Genomic DNA, 20,035 nt, shown 5'->3' on the forward strand with positions numbered 1-20,035 from the left:
TATCTCTATTTTTGTTCTGTATTCTATTCTATCATCTATAGGAGGTGGAAAACAAGTTGGCTGATCAGTTCTGCAACTCCACAGCCAATCATCACAACAATCGGGTCCGTCTTCCACTTTCTGAGCACAACAAGTGCCACAATAAAAATAATAAGTCCTCTCCAGTGCACATTCTTTGTCGCCTGGTCAAAGATGGCACTCATCAAAATGGTGATTCCTGCTGATAAAATCATTGCCACCACAATGGGACGCAAAAACTTTAAAATTCCCTGTAAGAGTTCCATGTCGGTATACTTTTCATAGAGCCAAGCCAAAATACTGACAAAAATAGCTGAGGGAATCACCACCCCAAGCGTGGCAACGATTGCCCCTCCCATTCCAAAGATCTGTTCTCCGACAAATGTTGCTGCATTGATGGAAATGGGTCCTGGTGTCATTTGTGAAATTGTCACTAAATTAGTGAAATCTGCCATAGAAACCCAGTGATAGTGATCAACGACAATGGACTGTAAAAGGGGCATTGCGGCATAACCTCCCCCAAAACTCAATGCCCCAATTTGCAAAAAAGCAAGAAATAGCCAAAGAATCATTTTTTCTGCCTCCTGCCTTTCATATAGGTAACCATTGCTCCAACACATGCCGCAATCACAATAATCAAAACCACATTGACTTTAAACCAGTAATTGGCAATAAACGCAAGGACCATCCCTAGAATTAAAATAGGTTCTCTAAGTTTGACTATTCCCATCCCCATATCCACGACTACAGAAATAATCACGGCACTCACCCCCGATTTCATTCCTGTCAGTAGTGCTTGAATGGCAAAGTTTTGTTTGAAAGCACTATAGACAGCAGAAATTATGGTTAAAATAATAAAGGGCGGTAGCACAGCCCCCAAGATAGAGACCAAAATTCCTAGAATTCCTGCAATCTTGTAGCCCACAACGATGGCTCCATTGACAGCAATGGAGCCTGGAGTAGACTGTGCAATGGCCACCAAGTCCATCATCTCATCTTGTGTAATCCATCCCAATTCATCAACAAATTTATTTTTGAGTAAGCTGACAATGACATAGCCACCTCCAAAAGTAAATGTACTCAAATAGAGGGTAGAAAAAAATAATTTTCTTAATTTTTTCCCTTCCATTATGATGAAAGCTCCTTTTCCCTCAATAAAATCAAGCCACCTTTTTTTCGAAAGCCTGTATTCCAAAGTATCTCAAAATCAAGCCATTGACTCTTGCCATAGGTCACAACCTTCACCGACATCTTTCCATCTTCTATCCTATAACCAATAATTAAGTACCAATGCCAAACATAATCTTGCATTTGTGCATTTTTATGGCGAAGAGTCAAATTTGGAATGGGATAGCCCCCATCTATTTGCTCAATTACTGCTCTTTTTGCAGTTTCCAGACTTTCTTCTCCTGAAAGTCCTAAAAGTTGAATTTCATCACAGCCTCTATCCTTTATGTACTTTCCATAGCCATCAATATAAATCTCTAACTTATCTATTCCTGTAAATCTTGGGCGAAGATAGGGCTTCATGACCTTGGAAAACGCAATATAATCTTCCTTTGAGAGAGCATTTTCATCATTCGGATAGAGCTCTTTCACACCTTTATATTTTTTCAAATAAATAGATACATCACAGGCCGTGACTGCTGCACACCCTCCAAGATACATCCACCGATCACAAAACCAGTCCTGATTGCCCCCCAGTCCACCACCAATCTCAAAATACTCTACTTCTTTTTCCACTAAAAAATAAACTCCTCTACTACTTTAGCAACACCATCTTCATCGTTTGAAAGTGTCACATAATCTGCTACATTTTTTACGCCATCCACTGCATTTCCCATCGCCACACCAAGACCTGCAAAGGAAATCATACTCAAATCATTGTATCCATCCCCACAGGCAATCATCTCTTCTTTTGTGGCATTTTTTATCTCCAATAATCTCTCTAAGGACTTTGCCTTGTCGATTCCCTTGGCCATCACTTCTAGGAAAAATGCCTCTGAACGAGAAATCGAGAGATTTTCCTGAAACTTATCCTTCATCTTCTGTTCTACATCAGCAAGATACGCATCATCACCATTTCCCAGCAAAATAAACTTTGGCACATCTTCTTGAATCACCTTTTCTAAGTCGTCCTCTTGCCTCAATGTCATTCCTGTAATTCTTGCTTCAATCTTTGCATAGGGATTTTCTTTATTTGTCAGTAAAATCTCATCTCCCTGATAGGTCAAGATATCGACTCCATATTCCTTAGAAAAATCAATAATTTCTCTATAGTACTTCCTTTCAATATGTTGGTCAAATACGGTCTTCATCCCATGCACTTCAATGATCTTTGCTCCATTAAAAGCCAAAATATATCCGCCATATTTGTTTAATTCCAACTCCTCAGCTAGATGCACAATGCCATGGGTCGGTCTTCCACTCGCTAAGACTAGGCAAACACCCTTTTCTTGTGCATGTATCAACACTTCTTTTGTCCTTGGTGTAATCACTTTTTGACTATTCGTCAATGTCCCATCTAAATCTAATACTAAAAATCGATATTGCATATTTCCCTTAACCTTCCTATCCTATTCATTGCGATTCCGCCAAAAATAGTATATAATGAGGGAAAGAATATTGAAAGGTTTTTATCTATGAAAATATCAACTAAAGGGCGCTATGCATTGCGAATGATGTTAGAATTTGCTATGTCACCCGATCACACAACCAAAATCAACCAAGTCGCCAAACATCAAGGAATTTCCGAAAAATACTTAGAGCAAATTGTGTCCATATTAGTTAAGGCCAACTATGTCAAGAGCGTGCGTGGAGCACAGGGGGGATATCTTTTGACAAGACCTGCAAGTGAGTATATTGTCGGGGATATCTTGCGTCTCACCGAAGGAAGTCTAGCTCCCGTCTCCTGCCTAGATGGGAAAACCCCTCCAGAATGTGGGCGAGATCAGACCTGTTCTACGAAAAAATTATTTCAGCGAGTGCAAGATGCCGTCAACAGCGTAATTGACCACACGACTTTACAGGACCTTCTCGAGGACGAGATGTCTTGCAATGCCAAATACAGACAACAACATAGTAAAAATGACAAAAAAGCTGCTGCCCACGAATAGGACAACAGCTTTTACTTTATGCCTTTTTGTTTTCTTCCTTCTTTACTTCTTTTTCCTGCTTGCCCTCACTGATCTCATCCAACAACTTCTTCACTGAAACGAGCTTTGTACAAAGTGCCAAAAGTTGTGCAGCAGTCTTCATATCCTCTGCTGGTGGGAATGATGGTGCAATGCGGATATTTCTATCGTGTGGGTCTTTTCCACCTGGATAAGTTGCCCCTGCAGGTGTCATCACAACGCCAGCCTTCTTACAAGCATCTACAACATCCTTCGCACATCCATCCATGGTATCAAAAGAAATAAAATATCCACCCTTTGGATTTGTCCACTTTGCAATGCCAAGTCCACCAAGTTCTTTCTCAAGAATACTCTCTACTGCTTCAAACTTTGGACGGAGGCTATCGGCATGCTTTTTCATATGCTCAACCATTCCGTGGATATTTTTAAAGTATCGCACATGACGCAATTGATTTACCTTGTCATGACCAATGGTCTGATTCTTTAATTGCTTTTTGATGTCCTCAAGGTTGTTGAGTGAAGAGGCAATTGCTGCAATTCCAGAACCTGGGAAACTTACCTTTGAAGTAGAAGCGAACTTATAGACCATATCTGGATTTCCAGCTCGCTTACATTCAGCCAAAATCTCAATCAAATGATCCTGATCCAAATCATACAAATGGTGAATTGTATAGGCATTGTCCCAATAGATTCTAAAGTCCTTTGCTGCTGGCTTTAATCTAGCAAATCTTCTTACAGTTTCATCAGAGTAAGAATTTCCTGTTGGATTGGAATACTTTGGCACGCACCAAATACCCTTGATTGACTCATCTGTGGAAACCAACTTTTCTACCAAATCCATATCTGGACCAGTCTCTAACATTGGCACACACACATTTTCAATGCCAAAGTACTCTGTAACTCCAAAGTGTCTGTCATATCCAGGAACAACACAGATGAACTTTACCTTGTCAAGCTTGCACCAAGGTGTATTTCCCATAACACCATGAGTATAAGAACGTGAAATGGTATCATACATAATATTCAAGCTGGAATTTCCATAGATAATCAAGTGATCATAGGGAACTTCCATCATATCGCCCATCAATTCCTTTGCTTCCTTAATTCCATCTAAGACACCATAATTTCTGCAATCGGTTCCATCCTCACAGCGAAGATCTGAATCGCTGTTGAGTACATCCATCAATCCCATAGAGAGATCAAGTTGCTCAAGGCTTGGCTTACCTCTGCTCATGTCCAATCTCAAATCTTTGGCCTGCATCTTCTTATACTCTGCCTTCAATTGCACAAGAAGTTCTTCAAGCTCTGTTTTTGATAATTCTGCGTATGGCTTCATAAAATTCCTCCAAAAAAACATTTTCTACCATTATGAAACAAACTCAATGATTTTTCAATCGCTTTTCTAATAATTTTTCAATTTTTCTCTGTGCATCTAAAATTCTTCCCATTTGCTCAGAGATAATGGGATCTTCCATCAACATCTGATGAGCAATGACATACTCCCCTACAATCTGCTTATAATTGCGGATTTGCTTCTTTTGTCTTTGAATCTCTAGCTCAATCTTTGCTCGATCAGTCACTCTTTTGGTTGTCTCCCCTGCCCTTTGGACCAATGCTTTCATCTTTTCCTTCACCAATCATCACCTCCTCAATTGCACTGAAAAATATCAATAATGGACTGCAAGGCCTCTAGACTCCCATTGTCTCGTATTTTGTAGAACAAATGCTCTAAGGTCTTTTTCTCTCCAATTCTCTTTATTTCTTCTTCAAGACTCTCTACAGCACTAGAAAAAACTTCTAAATTCTTTTGAAATAATGCCCATTTCAAAAATTTTTCTACGCCTTCCTCAGCCATCACCTTTGCTCTTTCAATGCTCAACTTCTTTTTCTCATTGTTTTCATCCGCAAACTTCTTCATATCTTCCATGTCATAATAATATACCCCTTTTAAATTCCTTATCCGATTGTCAATATCACAGGGCACAGCCAAGTCAATAAATACTTTTTGGTCTACAGACAGACTATTTTTTAAAATATGTTCCCTCGTCAATGTAAAGTGTGGGCCACTCGTCGCTGAAATAATCACATCGGCCTGCTCAATATAATGGTAGCGATCATCATACTCAATAATACTGATTCTATCCATTACATTGGGAGACATATCAATGTTGTGACTTCTCTTTGTCACATAGATATGAGAAAAATCATAACTCAATGCATTTTTTAAGACGATATTTCCGATTTTTCCCGATGCCCCAATTAAAAGCACATTTTTTCCCTCAAATGAAGATAACACATCCTTTGCTGCTCTCAAAGCAAGTGTGGCTGTTGAGACACCCGATTTTGAAATCATTGTCTCTGTCTTTATCTTCTTGGCCTGTGTGATGGCATCTCGAAATAATGTATTTAAGTACAGATGCACACTATTACAATCTCTGGCAAATTCTATGGCCTCTTTCACCTGTCCTAAAATTTGATCCTCACCAATGAGCATAGAATCTAAACCAGCACTGACTTTATACAGATGAGTCACGGCTCCCTTTTCTGTATAACAAAACACATAATCTCGCAAGTGCTCGATGGATCTTCCGACAATCTCTTCGCACTTTTCCAAGATTATATTAATGACACTTCCTGTCGCATTCTTACTTTCTGTACTGACATAGATTTCTGTTCGATTGCAGGTAACCAACACCACTGCCTCATCAATTTCTTTTTCTTCACACAATAATGTCAAAAGTCGTTCTTTGTCTTCTCTTCCAAAAGCAAAATACTCCCTTACTTTTTGTGGCGTATTTTTAAAGCTCAGACTTAGCAGTAAAATCATTCCCTGCCCCCAAACTCAGCGATTACCTCTAGTGTGCTTTTGATATCTTCTTTTGTGTGTGCATCTGATATAAATGCAGATTCATATTGGCTCGGAGCAATATAAATTCCTCTATTTCTCAAAAAGGCATAATATCTGGCATACTCTTCTAGGTCACAGCAGAGTGCGTCTTGATAAGTTTCCACCTTTTTCGAGGTAAAAAAGACAGACATCAAGGAACCAGCTCGATTGATTTGTACTCTCTTTTCCTTGGCATTCATCACCTTCTCAATGCCCTCTGCCAAGGTCTTTGTCGTCTCGTTGATGTGTTGATAAATTTCTGGATGTTCAAACAGGGTTGTCAAGGTTGCAATTCCTGCCGTTGTCGCAATCGGATTTCCACTCAATGTTCCTGCCTGATAGACATCCCCCAGTGGGCTAATATGTCCCATAATTTCTCTCTTGCCACCATAGGCTGCAAGTGGCATACCTCCTCCGACAATCTTTCCGACCGTAACAATATCTGGCTCAATCCCAAAGTATTCACAAGCTCCACCCTTTGCCAATCGAAATCCTGTAATGACCTCGTCAAAAATGAAAAGTGCATTATTTTCTGCTGTAATTTTTCTCAAAAACTCAAGGAAACCTTTCTTTGGTGGGATGACTCCCATGTTTGCAGCTACAGGTTCTACAATCACTGCTGCAATTTTTTCCCCATACTCATCAAACAAAGCCTCAACACTAGCACAATCATTAAATTCTGCGACCAATGTATTTTTTGCATAATCCTTTGGCACACCACCACTTGAAGATATCGCCTCGGTCAGCACACCACTTCCGGCCCTTACTAAAAGTCCATCCGAATGGCCATGATAGCAACCTGTAAATTTTACAATCAAATCTCTTCCTGTGTAACCTCTGGCCAATCGAATAGCACTCATTGTGGCTTCTGTGCCCGAATTCACTAGTCGAACTTGCTCCATCACTGGCATTGCCTCATTGATCATCTCTGCCAAAATATATTCATTTTTTGTCGGTGCTCCAAAGCTCAGTCCATTTTTTAATGCCTTTTCTACTTTTTCTAGCACATAGGGATGAGCATGTCCAAGAATAGCAGGTCCCCAAGAACACACATAATCAATATATTCATTGCCATCGACATCCCATATTCTCGATCCCTTTGCACATTCTATAAATAGTGGATTTTGATGTACAGCTCTTGCTGCCCGAACAGGAGAATTCACTCCCCCTGGGATATATTTTTGGGATAAATCAAAATATTTTTCTGATTTTTTATACTCTCTTGATTGCATAATCACTCCTTTAACCGATGATGCCCTTATCTATGCATCTTGCTAACTCCTTTGCATAATAGGTAATATAGATATCTGCTCCTGCTCGAAATGCCGAAACCGCCATTTCACACATAATCTTTTCCTCATCAATAAAACCATTTTTTGCAGCAGACTTTACCATCGCATATTCCCCGCTGACAGAATAGGCCGCCACAGGGATATCTGTGATCTCTTTTACCTTGCTCACGACATCCAAAAAGCTCATTGCTGGCTTTACCATCACAATATCCGCCCCTTCTAGGACATCCTCTTTTACTTCCTTTAGTGCCTCTCTCACATTGTGCACATCCATTTGATATGTCTTTCTATCTCCAAAGGCAGGTGCTGAATCTGCTGCTGCCCGAAATGGACCATAAAAGGCAGAGGCATACTTCGCCGAATAAGCCATAATAGGAATATTTTTGTATCCATTTTCATCAAGTAGATTTCGAATTTCTCCCACTCGACCATCCATCATATCTGATGGAGCCACCATATCTGCACCAGCATCTACCTGAGACAGTGCAATCTTTGCCAAATACTTTATGGTCGTATCATTGTCTACATCCGATCCCTTCAATATTCCACAATGGCCATGTGAAGTATACTCACACATACACACATCGCCAATCACATAAATTTGTGGATATTTTTTCTTAATATAGCGAATGGCCTCCTGCACAATGCCATGATCATGATAGGCCTCACTGCCCACCTCATCCTTATGTTTTGGTATGCCAAAGAGCATTACTGATGTTACACCTGCTTCTAAGAGTTCCTCTATAACGCAGTCACAGCGATCTATGCTCATTCTGTATTGCCCTGGCATAGATGGAATCTCTTCAAATATATTTTCTCCTTCTTCAAAAAACATAGGATAAATAAGGGAATCCTTGCTTATCCTAGTCTCTCTCACCATATTTCTAATTTTTTCATTTGCTCTTAATCTTCTTGTTCTAAACATAATTTCTCCATTGCTAAAAATTCATCTCATTTGTCTTGTCAGTCATTATACCACAAAAATTTTATTTTAACACCTGCAAGCATTGCGAAAAGTTAGTGAACCCCTCTATGTGCTATGTTATAATACCATTGTTGCAAATACCAAATGGATGAATGGAGAATAACAATGGAAAAATGGAAGACAATCTTATTTGTAGATAACCAAAAAATTACAGAGGATACAATTTATGCCATCAGTGGCTTTTCAAAAGTTTATTTAGATGATGAGACCATTGCTCAATATAAAAATGAATATCAACAGGGAGAACGCATCAAAAAGGTGTCAAGTCAATTCCATATAACCAACTTTGCTGACTTTCTAGCTCTTTTTTACAATGCCAATCTCGATGAACAAGGTGTCTTTATTTGGCAAAATGATACCTGGGATATGGTGGATATTGTCTACGAAAAGGAAGACATTGACCTCGATCCCCTATTTTATGATGAAATCTATTATAATCGCAGCCTAAAAAGCCTAAATCAAGATGAACTTGAAACCTTAACTCAAGGAGCAGATATTTCCATCGCCAGTGTGACGATGGAATATAAGTAAGTTCATATTTTCGCATAAAAATAGGGGCTTGCTGCCCCTATTTTTTATGTGCATCTAACCAAGCTTCAAATGCATCTCTTTTTTCTGCTTGATCCTTCTCTGCCTCAAATTCCTTTGTTTCTACATTAATTTTCTCTTTGTCTTCGTCACTCAGCGCACGCTCTGCAAATGTATAAACTACCGCATTTTCCTTGTCAATATGACGTTTCAAAAGCTCTGCATAACCACCTGCATGAATAATAATGTCTAACTTTGCACAGGTTGAAGGTGACTTTTCATAGGCATCTAGAGCCTCTGTCAGACAATTCATATGCAATCTTCCAAGGTCGTGCTCTACCAGCATTCCATTGCGAACCAATTTTTCTGCGACAGGCCCCAATTTCTCGAGCATCACTCGAAATAGAATCTGCTCCTCCTTGCCATGGTGGTGCTTATCCGCATAATTTCTTCCAAAAGCCACGCACTCTCTCATCAATGGCAGATCAACTTCCTTGCCCTCTAAAAGCCCACAGCAAACCCCTTTTAAAAATCCTGTAAATTCAAGAATTTTCTCATGCTCTGCAACCAAAAGCTCAATACCGTACATTCCTACCTCTTTCTCAATGTGAATTGATTTGCTGGCTCCTTCTCATAGGAAAGATCACTTCCATCAAAAATACCTTCAATAATTGCATTTCTAATCTCGTAATAATATTTGACATCAATATCAAATTGATCCCAATATTGCTTGTGAATATCTATGGTCTGCTCCCATGTCAAACTGTCCCCATCATCAGCAACAACCATATTGACACGATCACAAGGCATTCCGCTCACCAATAGATCTTCCAAAAGGGTATAACCTTCCTTTGCTGTGATCAATCCCTTTGGCTTTTTCTCCTCGCCAATGGCCTTTGCCACTTCAAGAATATCTGCAAAATGTGTCTGGTCTTCCTCAATCATTGACTTTGTAATATAGGCTAATCTTCTCTCCACAATGGAAATTCTCTCCTGCAACCAGCCATGAATATTCATTCCATCAATTAAATCTGCCAATTCTCCCTCTTCCAATACCCCACAGACAGAATCAACCTCTGCAAGCTTTTCCTTATTGTAGCCCTTCACTGTGGCCATCTCAATCAAATGCTTATTTAAATTCTCCTGAAATTTAATCTTTTCAAATAACCAAATATGAATTGGTCCCAAAAATGCACTCATTTTATTCTCCCTATTTTGCGTCTGCGTCGTTTAAAAACTCCAATACTTCATCTACATCAAGTCCATGTACCATGCAGGCCTCTTCCAATGACTCCATCTGTGAAGACGGGCAACCTAAGCAGTGCATTCCCACCTGCATCAATGTGTCTGCTGACTCTGGCTTCTCTCTCAAAATATCTCCAAGTAACATATCCTTTGTAATTGTCATTGTTATTCTCCTATCTCTATTTTTGTTATGATCTCTTTACTGTTTCTCTATCATAAGCGATTATACAGATACAGTCCGTAACAAATGTTACGGACTATATGCTTTAACTCGTTCATTTCTCTACTTCACTACTCTACAAAACTTTTTCTTTCCGCGCTTTACAAGCACACCCTCTCCAGCAAATACATCTGCTACATAGCTTGTCTTGATGTCTTTGACCACTTCGCCATCGACACTGACACCGCCCTGTTCAACATTTCTTCTCGCCTCTGAGCGGCTCTGTGCAAGCTCAGCCTTGACTAAAATGGATAAAATATCAATCTGTCCATCCAAAAAATCTTCATCTGAAAGTGTAACCGTCGGAGCATTTGCTGTAGCACCATTTCCACCAAAAAGAGCCTGTGTCGCCTCCTCGGCTTTTTTTGCCTCTTCTTCTCCATGAACAAGGGTGGTCAACTCACGGGCAAGAATTTTTTTCGCCTCATTTAATTGTGCTCCCTCCCATTTGTCCATCTCATCAATCTGCTCAAGTGGCAAAAATGTGAGCATACGAAGACATTTCAATACATCGGCATCGCCCACATTTCTCCAATATTGATAAAAATCATATGGTAAAGTCTTTTCTGGGTCAAGCCACACAGCACCACCCACAGTCTTTCCCATCTTCTTGCCTTCAGAATTTAAGAGCAATGTGATGGTCATTGCATGGGCATCCTTTCCAAGTTTTCTTCGAATTAACTCCGTTCCGCCAAGCATATTTGACCACTGATCGTCCCCACCAAATTGCATATTACAACCATACTTTTGATAGAGCATATAAAAATCATAGCTCTGCAAAATCATATAGTTAAACTCCAAAAAGGACAGTCCCTTTTCCATTCTATTCTTATAGCACTCTGCACGGAGCATATTGTTGACAGAAAAATGTGGTCCAATGTCTCGAATAAATTCCATATAATTGAGGTCTCTCAACCAATCTGCATTGTTGACCATCAAGGCCTTTCCCTCTCCAAACTCAATAAATCGACTCATTTGCTCTCTAAAGCGATTGCAGTTGTGGTCAATGGTCTCTACCGTCATCATTTTTCTCAAATCTGTTCTTCCCGATGGGTCACCAATCATTCCTGTTCCGCCACCCACCAATGCGATTGGCTTATTTCCTGCCATTTGTAACCTCTTCATCAAGCAAAGAGCCATAAAATGTCCCACATGCAAAGAATCAGCTGTTGGATCAAATCCAATATAAAATGTCGCTCTTCCCTCATTAACCAGCTTTGAAATCTCATCTTCATTTGTTGTCTGTGCGATCAACCCTCTTGCCTTTAATTCTTCATAGCAATTCATTATCTTGTGCCCTCTTTCCCATAGTATACATATATGAGCAAAGTATAACAAATCCAAAAAACCTCGTCAATATGTAGATACTTGTTAGGTTTAAAGTTATATCAATTTAAAGTGAAATAGTTCTTGCATCTTTTCTCCATATAGCATATAATCTTACCATATTAAAAAGGAGGATTTTTATGAGTTTAAAATATATTAATCTTTTGCCAACCGCAGAAGAAATCAAAAAAGAATTTTCACTTTCAAGTGAACTTGCAGCTAAGAAGGCAGCCTTTGACAAGGAGGTAGCTGATGCCATCACTGGAAAGAGCAATAAATTTATCGTTGTCATTGGACCTTGTTCTGCAGACAATGAAGATGCCGTTCTCGATTATGCCCACAAATTAAATAAGGTTAGAAACCAATTATCAGATAAATTAATCATTATCCCTAGAATCTATACCAATAAGCCTAGAACAACAGGTGAGGGCTATAAGGGTATGCTTCATCAGCCTGACCCAGAAAAAAAGCCAAATATGCATGACGGCATTATTGCAATTAGAAAGCTGCACCTACATGTCATTGAGGAGACAGGTATGTTTACTGCTGACGAGATGCTCTACCCAGACAACTTAAGCTACCTTGATGATTTATTGAGCTACATTGCTGTGGGTGCTCGTTCTGTAGAAAATCAGCAGCACCGCTTGACCTCTAGTGTCTGTGATGTTCCTGTGGGTATGAAAAATCCAACGGGCGGTGACCTTTCTGTCATGTTAAATGCCGTCTATGCTGCACAACAAAGCCATGAATTTATGTACTCTGGCTGGGAAGTAAAGAGCAGTGGAAATCCTCTAACTCATTCCATTCTTCGAGGAGCTGTAAATAAGCACGGTCAGACAATGCCAAACTACCATTTTGAGGATTTAAAGCTATTGCATGATCTCTATGCTGAGAGAAATATCTTAAATCCTGCAGTGATTGTCGATGCCAACCACTCCAACTCCAACAAGCAATATATGGAGCAAATTCGAATTGTCAAGGAAGTTCTCCACTCACGCAGACATTCAGAGGAGATTGCAAACTTTGTCAAAGGTGTAATGATTGAAAGTTACCTCGTGCCAGGTTGCCAAAAAGTTGAGGAACACATCTATGGAAAATCGATTACCGATCCTTGCCTTGGCTGGGAAGACACAGAGAAATTGCTCTTTGAAATTGTTGAAGGACTCTAAATATAAAAAAGCCAACTAAGAAATTTCCCTTAGCTGGCTTTTTTGTGCTCTATTCGGCCTCTTGCATCTCTAGACGCTGGCGAATGGAGAGCATCCTTGCGTCAATGTCTCCAATCACTTCGGCACATTGTCGCAAGTCCTCTCCAATCTCCTTTGCATCTTTAATTTCTTTTTTGTATTGCAATTGATGATCTAAGCTTGCCCAAAAATCCATTGCAATCGTTCGAATTTGAACTTCAACTCTCATCATCTGCTTGCGATCTGAAAAAAATACAGGAATTTCAATAATCATATGATAGGAACGATACCCATTGTCCTTTGGTGCCTTAATATAATCTTTAATTGCAATTACAGAGACATCATCTTGTTGACGCAACATATCTGCAACATCATAAATATCATCAATAAATGAGCAAATGACACGAACCCCTGCAATATCATCGAGTTTATCCATCATTGCCTGAATAGTTACAGGATGCCCTTTCCGCTTTAGTTTTTCTACAATGCTCTTTGGCTTTTTCACCCTAGATTTAATGACTTCTATGGGATTTCTACTATTTCTCACTGTCAAATCATCATTGAGCACTTCTAACTTTGTCTTCACTTCACGAATGGCACAATTATACATCATCATGGCCTGCTGAAACTCATATCCATTGTCAAAGACCTCCTTTGGCACTTCGGCCAAATTGGGCGTAGAGACAATGGATTGGATCAATTCACTATTTGGATTTGTTTCCATTTTCATGATCTATTCCTGACTTTCTTTCCTAACTTTTGCTAATTAATTGCCACCAACTACCTTTTCCACTGCCTTGTCGAGCCAAGGGGCATCTAAGTACTCTGCCCTTCCTTCATCCACAGCCTGAGCAATGGCTGGATTGATTGGAAGTTTAGCAAGTACCTCTAAGCCATATTCCTTTGCAATCTCATCAATGTGACTTTCTCCAAAAATGGCATGACGCTTGCCACAATCAGGACATTCAAAATAGCTCATATTCTCCACAACACCAAGAATTGGAATGTTCATCTTATTCGCCATATTGACAGCCTTGGCCACAATCATCGAGACCAATTCCTGTGGGCTTGTCACAATAATAATGCCATCGACAGGGAGGGACTGAAACACTGTCAATGGAACATCACCAGTTCCCGGTGGCATATCGACATACATATAGTCAATGTCCTCCCAGAGTGCCTCACTCCAAAATTGCTTTACCACACCAGCAACAACAGGACCTCTCCAAATCACCGGATCTGTTGGATTGTCCAACAAAAGATTGGAACTCAAAATGGAAATTCCAGTCGATGAGGTTGCTGGAACCATCAATCCACTGTCTGTCACACCAATCTTTCCCTCAATACCAAAGGCCTTTGGAATCGAAGGACCTGTAATATCTGCATCCAAAATGGCTGTGCGAAATCCCTTAGCTCTTGTCTTTACTGCCATCATTGTCGTTGTCAAAGACTTACCAACTCCGCCCTTTCCACTGACAATGCCAATAACCTTTTTTACCTTGCTCTCCTTAGCAAGTTGTGCACGCAAATCCATCGGTGCCTTCCTTGAGCTACAACTTTGTGCACAGGATCCGCAATTGCTATTACAACTTTCACTCATACTAAAAATCTCCTCAAAAAAAATAAGTTCTATAAGATATATTATAGAACTTATTTCCATTTTCGTCTAGCATCTATATTTCTTGCCTAAATAGCTCTGTGCACTTTTGCCGTAACTAGCCCTTGCTGAAGCAAGTAAAAGATGAATGCATTAATCGGTATCATCACAACATTTTTCAGCAGGCGAGTTGGCAACATGACAAAAAATCCCTTTCCTGTAAGTGGAACCAACAACCAAGTAGTAATGATAATATTACAAAGGAAACCAACAACAACTCCTGCAACCAAAATCCGCCAAAATGAAATCTTTTTCTTATACAAAAATATGCCATAAATCACGCCGGCCAATGCACTATTGAGTGTCATTCCAATCAAAAATGCTCCATCTGGTCTAAGAATATATTTCAGCACATCGGTCATACCACCAAACACACCACCTACCACAGGGCCAAAAAACATGGAAACTAACTCATTGATAAGACCAGAAAAACCAATCTTTAGTATATTTCCAATGCGAATGGTAAATGACCCCATCAGACAAGACATAGCTGCAAATAGACCACAAATTGTGATGGTTCTTGTCTTTTTTAACTCTTCTAATGATTCTCTAAACATAAAAGCTACCTCCTTTGCAGATTTTTGCCACATACTACAAGGGAGATAGCTTTTGCTATCTACTTTGCAGCGGGATGCGACCCGAATACCGCACCTTTTGGCTTCGTCCGACTGACAACTCCCTGTTCAGCCGACACTTAACGCATTCGAGTCTACTCTGCATATAAAATATTGATTTATTTGTTTCTGACTTACTTTGCTTCCTTTGCCTCGCGTCCCAATACATCACAGGTAATCATTGCGTTGTAAAGTTCTTTTGCTGAGACATCTGGAATCATGTTGTGGATGGTCTCTCCTTCCACACATGCGGCTTCTGCCACCTTCATCAATGCCTCTTTGTCATTGATATCTAATCCTATTTCTGCCAAGGTCACTGGAAGTCCAACTTCTAAGCAAAAATCCTGAACTTCCTTAAACTCTTCCTTAGTTGCACCCTCAAGAATCAATTGAACCAATGTACCAAAGGCCACACAGCAACCATGTGGGGCTGTATGTCCACCAAGTGCTGTCACACCATTATAGAAAGAATGGGCACAAGCCAAACCACCATTGTCTGCACCTACGCCAGACAAATAGACATTGGCCTCAATAATTGCTGCGAGCTCTGGAGTAACCACATTGTTCTCACAAGAAGCAACTGCTGCTTTTCCATAAGTTTTTAATGTCTCATAGCAAAGCTTGGCAAGTGCCATGGCAGAAAGAGTTACGCCACCATTTTCAAGACTTGGAGCATCATACTTTGCACAAATTCTGGCCTCAAAATATGTTCCCAGTGCATCGCCCATTCCAGCAATCAAAAAGCTCACTGGTGCCTCTGCAATAACTTGACTATCGACAATAACGGCATGTGGATTATCTGGATAGAACAAATAGCGATCAAAACTATAATCGTCATTATAAATAACTGAAAGTCCCGTGCAAGGTGCATCTGTCGCAATTACTGTTGGCACTACAGCCACTGGCAATTTCTCATAGTATGCAACCGCCTTTGCTGTATCAATGGCTGAGCCACCACCAATACCTACAACAACATCGATTTTATCTTCAGCGACAATCTTTCTCATCTTTTCGATTTCGCCTGTGCTGGATACACCACCAAAAATTTCATACCTTCTATAATCGTTCTCTCCAGCAAAACTTGATTCGATCTTGTCGTGACACGCCTTATGTCCACTGTTTGAACAAATAAAGAGCCAGCGATTTCCCAAATCGCCCAATTCCTTATGAAACGAACAAAGTGCATCCAATCCTTGAATGTAGCGCAATGGTGCACGCATCAATTTCAATCTTCCTGCCATGATAATTTCCTCACTTTAATTTTTTCTTGACTTACAGCCTTATTATACTATTCGTCAAAAAAAAATCAATAGTTTTTTATTTTCTTATGGCACCGCTTGTAACAGCAGCCTCAGCCACAGCCTTAGCGACATGTTCGGCCACTCCCTCTTCCAGTGCGGATGGAATAATGTAATCTGCACACAACTTATCTTCGGTCACCAACTCCGCAATCGCATAAGCTGCCGCCTTTTTCATTTCATAATTGATGTCCCTTGCCCCCGCATCAAGGGCACCTCGAAAAATTCCTGGAAAGGCAAGCACATTGTTAATTTGATTTGGACGATCACTTCTTCCTGTTCCCATTACCGCCACACCAGCTTCCTTGGCATCATCAAAGCTAATTTCCGGATTTGGATTGGCCATTGCAAACACAATCGGATTTTCTTTCATTGTCGCTACCATATCTTTAGTCAAACAATTGGCAACCGATACACCAATAAAGACATCGGCATCCACAAGAGCATCGGAAAGATTTCCGCGAAGATCATCCTGATTTGTAATCTCACAAAGCATGGCCTTATGATCCTCAATGCCAATGCCCCTTGACTTATATAAAATGCCATGCTCATCACAGGCAATGATATTCTTTACACCCACTTCGATCAGCATCTTAATAATTGCCGTTCCTGCACTTCCTGGTCCATTTAACACAACTTTAATGTCCGAAAGTTCCTTTTTTACAACCTTTAGAGCATTAATCAAGGCTGCCGTAACCACAATTGCTGTACCATGCTGATCGTCATGAAAAACAGGAATCTCTAGTTCTTTCTCTAATCTTTGCTCAATTTCAAAGCACTTTGGAGAAGCAATGTCCTCAAGATTAATCCCGCCAAAGCATGGTGCAATATTTTTTACTGTCTGAATAATCTCTTCTGTGTCCTGAGTATCTAAACAAATTGGAAAGGCATCCACATTTCCGAAATTCTTAAAGAGCACTGCCTTTCCCTCCATCACAGGCATTGCTGCCTTTGCCCCAATGTTTCCAAGCCCAAGAACCGCTGTTCCATCCGAAACCACAGCGACAAGATTTGACTTTGCCGTGTATTTCCATACATTTTTTTCGTCCTCATGAATCTTTCTACAAGGCTCGGCCACACCAGGGGTATAAGCTGTAGATAGATCATCCTTTGTCTCAATCTTTACCTTGCTGATGACTCCAATCTTTCCCTTGTGTTCCTCATGTAATTTTAGTGCTGCTTGGTTAAAATCTATTGCCATATTTCTGTCCTTCCTTTATATTATTTTCCATTACTTTGTAGCATTGTCATTTTTTATTATAGAACCAGTACCGCACTCCGTCCACCTCTTCTTCTAAAACAAAGCCCAAACTTCTCATATAGAGAAGACAGGCATAGGTCTTTGCCCAAATCAGTAGACAGGAACTAAACTTTTTCATATCTGGATGCTCTCTATCCCTGCCATAAATCGTTGTCCCAATATCTCGAATCGTCATTTTTTCCCCTCTCTTGCGAAGAAGATCAATCATTAATTGACATTTGCTCAAATAATGATTGACAATGCGATCAGCTTCAATTTCAAGATCTCGAAATTCCTCTCCATGACAGGGAATAAAAAGAAAGCCCCTGCACTTTTCTTTCAAAAACCGCATCGTCTGAAAGTAGCATTCCAGACCATTTTCTCCATCATCAATGGCTCCAACAATGGGTACAATTCTTTGCATAATGTGGTCGGCACAAAAGATAACCTTCTTTTCCTCATCCATCAATCCCATTTGGTATTTCGTATGACCAGAAAGTGAAACAATCTGAAAATGATACTCCCCATAAGATAGCATATCCCCCGGACGAATAGGTGTAAATTCAAAATTGGCAAAAGGCATATTAAAAAACTCTCTCATTGCCGTTTCTGACATCTTTTCATAGACAGCAGGAAGCTTTTTTCTTTCCAAACCTACACTTTGAAATAATCTCTCACGCTTTTTTTCATCCGCCACTTGATAATAAATCAGAGAATCCCATGCCTTCATTTCATCAGCATTGGCATAAATAGTCGCCCCCTTTTCTGACAATTCTTTTGTCAACCCAATGTGGTCTGGATGTGCATGTGAAATAAAACAGTCTAGGTCTTTGATCTCAATTCCTAGACTTTCCAACATATCATACAATGCCTGTGCACAGGACTCACTTGCCACTTTTGTCACTCCTGTATCAAACAGAAGACTTCGCGGGCTTGCCTTGACCACAATCAAATTTAAAAATGGGGGATCCTTCATTTTTAACTTGACTTCGTTAACAAATATATCTTTCAATATTTCACGCATCACTGCCTCCAAAAAATATGTTTTTATTTATATACTACACTTCCTATCTCACAATACTATGCTATAATACTATCATAACTTTTCAATATTTAGGAGGATTAAAATGCATCAGGCAAGAAACATTATTGATGATATCTACTATGTAGGAGCTAGTGACAGGAGACTTCACCTTTTTGAAAATGTATATCCTATTCCAACTGGCGTTTCCTACAACTCTTATCTTGTAATGGATGAGAAGACTGTTCTCTTAGATACAGTGGATTCATCTGTCAGTAAGGCTTTTTTTGAAAATGTAGAAAATGTTCTCAATGGTCGACCACTCGATTATGTGATTGTCAACCATATGGAGCCAGATCATGCAGCTACTCTATCTGAGGTTGTTCTTCGCCACCCAGAAACCACAATCATTGGAAATGCAAAGACATTCCAGATGATTCGACAGTTCTTCACTTTTGACCTTGCAGGTCGCACTATGGAAGTGAAGGAAGGCGATTGTCTTTGCTCAGGAAAGCACAATTTCACCTTCTATACTGCTGCAATGGTTCATTGGCCAGAAGTTATGGTCACCTATGACTCCACTTCAAAAGCACTTTTCTCTGCAGACGCCTTTGGTACTTTTGGTGCCCTCAGTGGAAATCTCTATGCCGATGAGGTAAATTTTGAGACAGAATTATTGGATGAGGCAAGAAGATATTACACCAACATTGTTGGAAAGTATGGCATTCAGGTTCAAGCCCTCCTCAATAAAGCTGCTGGACTTGACATTGAATACCTCTTCCCACTCCATGGTCCAATTTGGAGAGATCCAAAGAAGATCACTTGGTTTGTAGAAAAATATTCCAAGTGGGCAACTTACACACCAGAAGATGATGAGGTTGTCATTTTCTACGGATCAGTTTATGGCAATACAGAAAATGCAGCAATGTACCTTGCAAATGAACTTGCAAAGCGCAACTTAAAGCATATCAAGATGTATGATGTTGCCGGTATCGACAAGTCCTATCTTGTTTCTGAATGTTTCCGTGCAAAGGCCCTTGTATTTGCCTCAGCCAGCTACAACGGAAGTGTGTTCACTCCTATGGAAGACTTCTTAAATGACTTGCGACTTCATAACTTCCAAAAGAGGACCGTTGCCATTATCGAAAATGGTACTTGGGCTGTTACTGCTGGAAAGACTATGAAGGAGATCTTCGCTGCAATGAAACATATCACCATTATGGATGATATGCTCACGATTAAGTCTTCTCTAAAGGAAGATCAAGTGGCAGCCCTTGAGAAGATGGCCGATGATATTGTTGCTCTTGTTGAGTCAAATTAAATAGACGGTTCACAATCCGAATACCACAAAATAAACAAACAAACGGACATAACCATTTTGGT

At 40.0% G+C, this 20,035-nt stretch carries 23 protein-coding genes; 4 read left to right on the plus strand and 19 right to left on the minus strand.

The genetic code is table 11. The annotated features are described in order from the left end of the window. Positions 1-35: 35 nt before the first annotated feature. The 4 genes from J5A74_09275 to J5A74_09290 are packed head-to-tail and all read right to left on the minus strand — an operon-like array spanning position 36 to position 2,573. A complete protein-coding gene (locus tag J5A74_09275; GenBank protein QUI95557.1) occupies positions 36-590 on the minus strand; it encodes a chromate transporter in 555 nt (184 codons plus the stop codon). Beyond that, positions 587-1,147 carry a chromate transporter gene (locus J5A74_09280; GenBank protein QUI95558.1) on the minus strand — a complete coding sequence of 187 codons (561 nt, stop codon included), beginning with the start codon at positions 1,145-1,147 and terminating at the stop codon, positions 587-589. The genes J5A74_09275 and J5A74_09280 overlap by 4 nt, the downstream gene beginning before the upstream one ends. Further along, on the minus strand, positions 1,147-1,761 hold the full coding sequence (locus J5A74_09285; GenBank protein QUI95559.1) for a hypothetical protein: 615 nt from the start codon (positions 1,759-1,761) through the stop codon (positions 1,147-1,149). Before J5A74_09285 ends, J5A74_09280 begins: the two co-directional genes overlap by 1 nt. After that, the gene (locus J5A74_09290) at positions 1,761-2,573 is read right to left on the minus strand and encodes an HAD family phosphatase (GenBank protein ID QUI95560.1); all 813 of its coding nucleotides are present in this window, start codon (positions 2,571-2,573) and stop codon (positions 1,761-1,763) included. Before J5A74_09290 ends, J5A74_09285 begins: the two co-directional genes overlap by 1 nt. Before the next feature lie 87 nt (positions 2,574-2,660). On the opposite strand from J5A74_09290, the gene J5A74_09295 reads away from it, so the two are divergent. Beyond that, entirely contained in the window at positions 2,661-3,134 is a 474-nt protein-coding gene (locus J5A74_09295) for an Rrf2 family transcriptional regulator (GenBank protein QUI95561.1), read from the plus strand. 16 nt (positions 3,135-3,150) lie between these two features. Here the strand turns inward: J5A74_09295 and J5A74_09300 are convergent, their stop codons facing one another. From J5A74_09300 to hemB, 5 genes are read right to left on the minus strand one after another with little or no spacing between them, the layout of a single operon-like run. Next, entirely contained in the window at positions 3,151-4,488 is a 1,338-nt protein-coding gene (locus J5A74_09300) for an aminotransferase class I/II-fold pyridoxal phosphate-dependent enzyme (GenBank protein QUI95562.1), read from the minus strand. A 43-nt stretch (positions 4,489-4,531) separates the two neighbouring features. Next, positions 4,532-4,786 carry a hypothetical protein gene (locus tag J5A74_09305; protein QUI95563.1) on the minus strand — a complete coding sequence of 85 codons (255 nt, stop codon included), beginning with the start codon at positions 4,784-4,786 and terminating at the stop codon, positions 4,532-4,534. A 14-nt stretch (positions 4,787-4,800) separates the two neighbouring features. Beyond that, complete coding sequence (hemA, locus tag J5A74_09310; GenBank protein QUI95564.1) at positions 4,801-5,979, minus strand: glutamyl-tRNA reductase; 1,179 nt, start codon at positions 5,977-5,979, stop codon at positions 4,801-4,803. Beyond that, positions 5,976-7,271, minus strand: a complete 1,296-nt coding sequence (gene hemL / locus J5A74_09315) for a glutamate-1-semialdehyde 2,1-aminomutase (protein ID QUI95565.1) — start codon at positions 7,269-7,271, stop codon at positions 5,976-5,978. The genes hemA and hemL overlap by 4 nt, the downstream gene beginning before the upstream one ends. 10 nt (positions 7,272-7,281) lie before the next feature. Then, positions 7,282-8,256 (minus strand): porphobilinogen synthase, encoded by a 975-nt coding sequence (gene hemB, locus J5A74_09320; protein QUI95566.1) that lies wholly within the window; start codon positions 8,254-8,256, stop codon positions 7,282-7,284. 165 nt (positions 8,257-8,421) lie between these two features. Between hemB and J5A74_09325 the strand changes: the two genes are divergently transcribed. Beyond that, positions 8,422-8,847: a hypothetical protein gene (locus tag J5A74_09325; protein ID QUI95567.1), complete on the plus strand. Its 426-nt coding sequence runs from the start codon at positions 8,422-8,424 to the stop codon at positions 8,845-8,847. Between the two features lie 37 nt (positions 8,848-8,884). Here the strand turns inward: J5A74_09325 and J5A74_09330 are convergent, their stop codons facing one another. The 4 genes from J5A74_09330 to J5A74_09345 all read right to left on the minus strand — a co-directional run bounded on the left by J5A74_09330 (position 8,885) and on the right by J5A74_09345 (position 11,596). Continuing rightward, on the minus strand, positions 8,885-9,433 hold the full coding sequence (locus tag J5A74_09330) for a hemerythrin domain-containing protein (GenBank protein QUI95568.1): 549 nt from the start codon (positions 9,431-9,433) through the stop codon (positions 8,885-8,887). Between the two features lie 2 nt (positions 9,434-9,435). Beyond that, positions 9,436-10,044 carry a hypothetical protein gene (locus J5A74_09335; protein ID QUI95569.1) on the minus strand — a complete coding sequence of 203 codons (609 nt, stop codon included), beginning with the start codon at positions 10,042-10,044 and terminating at the stop codon, positions 9,436-9,438. A 10-nt stretch (positions 10,045-10,054) separates the two neighbouring features. After that, positions 10,055-10,252, minus strand: coding sequence for a DUF1858 domain-containing protein (locus J5A74_09340; GenBank protein QUI95570.1), 198 nt, complete (start codon positions 10,250-10,252; stop codon positions 10,055-10,057). A gap of 120 nt (positions 10,253-10,372) precedes the next feature. Beyond that, positions 10,373-11,596 carry a tyrosine--tRNA ligase gene (locus tag J5A74_09345; GenBank protein ID QUI95571.1) on the minus strand — a complete coding sequence of 408 codons (1,224 nt, stop codon included), beginning with the start codon at positions 11,594-11,596 and terminating at the stop codon, positions 10,373-10,375. Positions 11,597-11,775: 179 nt separating this feature from the next. On the opposite strand from J5A74_09345, the gene J5A74_09350 reads away from it, so the two are divergent. After that, positions 11,776-12,804, plus strand: coding sequence for a 3-deoxy-7-phosphoheptulonate synthase (locus J5A74_09350; GenBank protein QUI95572.1), 1,029 nt, complete (start codon positions 11,776-11,778; stop codon positions 12,802-12,804). Positions 12,805-12,853: 49 nt separating this feature from the next. On the opposite strand, the gene J5A74_09355 is transcribed toward J5A74_09350, so the two are convergent. The 6 genes from J5A74_09355 to J5A74_09380 form a co-directional block, all read right to left on the minus strand. Further along, positions 12,854-13,552 carry a GTP pyrophosphokinase family protein gene (locus J5A74_09355; protein ID QUI95573.1) on the minus strand — a complete coding sequence of 233 codons (699 nt, stop codon included), beginning with the start codon at positions 13,550-13,552 and terminating at the stop codon, positions 12,854-12,856. A 36-nt stretch (positions 13,553-13,588) separates the two neighbouring features. Further along, positions 13,589-14,422 (minus strand): Mrp/NBP35 family ATP-binding protein, encoded by an 834-nt coding sequence (locus J5A74_09360; protein ID QUI95574.1) that lies wholly within the window; start codon positions 14,420-14,422, stop codon positions 13,589-13,591. Positions 14,423-14,508: 86 nt separating this feature from the next. Further along, entirely contained in the window at positions 14,509-15,036 is a 528-nt protein-coding gene (locus J5A74_09365; GenBank protein QUI95575.1) for a folate family ECF transporter S component, read from the minus strand. A 191-nt stretch (positions 15,037-15,227) separates the two neighbouring features. Next, complete coding sequence (locus J5A74_09370) at positions 15,228-16,334, minus strand: glycerol dehydrogenase (GenBank protein ID QUI95576.1); 1,107 nt, start codon at positions 16,332-16,334, stop codon at positions 15,228-15,230. Positions 16,335-16,410: 76 nt separating this feature from the next. Further along, entirely contained in the window at positions 16,411-17,586 is a 1,176-nt protein-coding gene (locus tag J5A74_09375) for an NAD-dependent malic enzyme (protein ID QUI96879.1), read from the minus strand. Between the two features lie 52 nt (positions 17,587-17,638). Beyond that, positions 17,639-18,655 carry an MBL fold metallo-hydrolase gene (locus J5A74_09380; protein QUI95577.1) on the minus strand — a complete coding sequence of 339 codons (1,017 nt, stop codon included), beginning with the start codon at positions 18,653-18,655 and terminating at the stop codon, positions 17,639-17,641. Positions 18,656-18,758: 103 nt separating this feature from the next. On the opposite strand from J5A74_09380, the gene J5A74_09385 reads away from it, so the two are divergent. Continuing rightward, positions 18,759-19,973 carry an FprA family A-type flavoprotein gene (locus tag J5A74_09385; GenBank protein QUI95578.1) on the plus strand — a complete coding sequence of 405 codons (1,215 nt, stop codon included), beginning with the start codon at positions 18,759-18,761 and terminating at the stop codon, positions 19,971-19,973. Positions 19,974-20,035: the final 62 nt, after the last annotated feature.

The organism is Lachnospiraceae bacterium oral taxon 096 (assembly GCA_018141845.1).
GTDB lineage: Bacteria > Bacillota > Clostridia > Lachnospirales > Lachnospiraceae > F0428.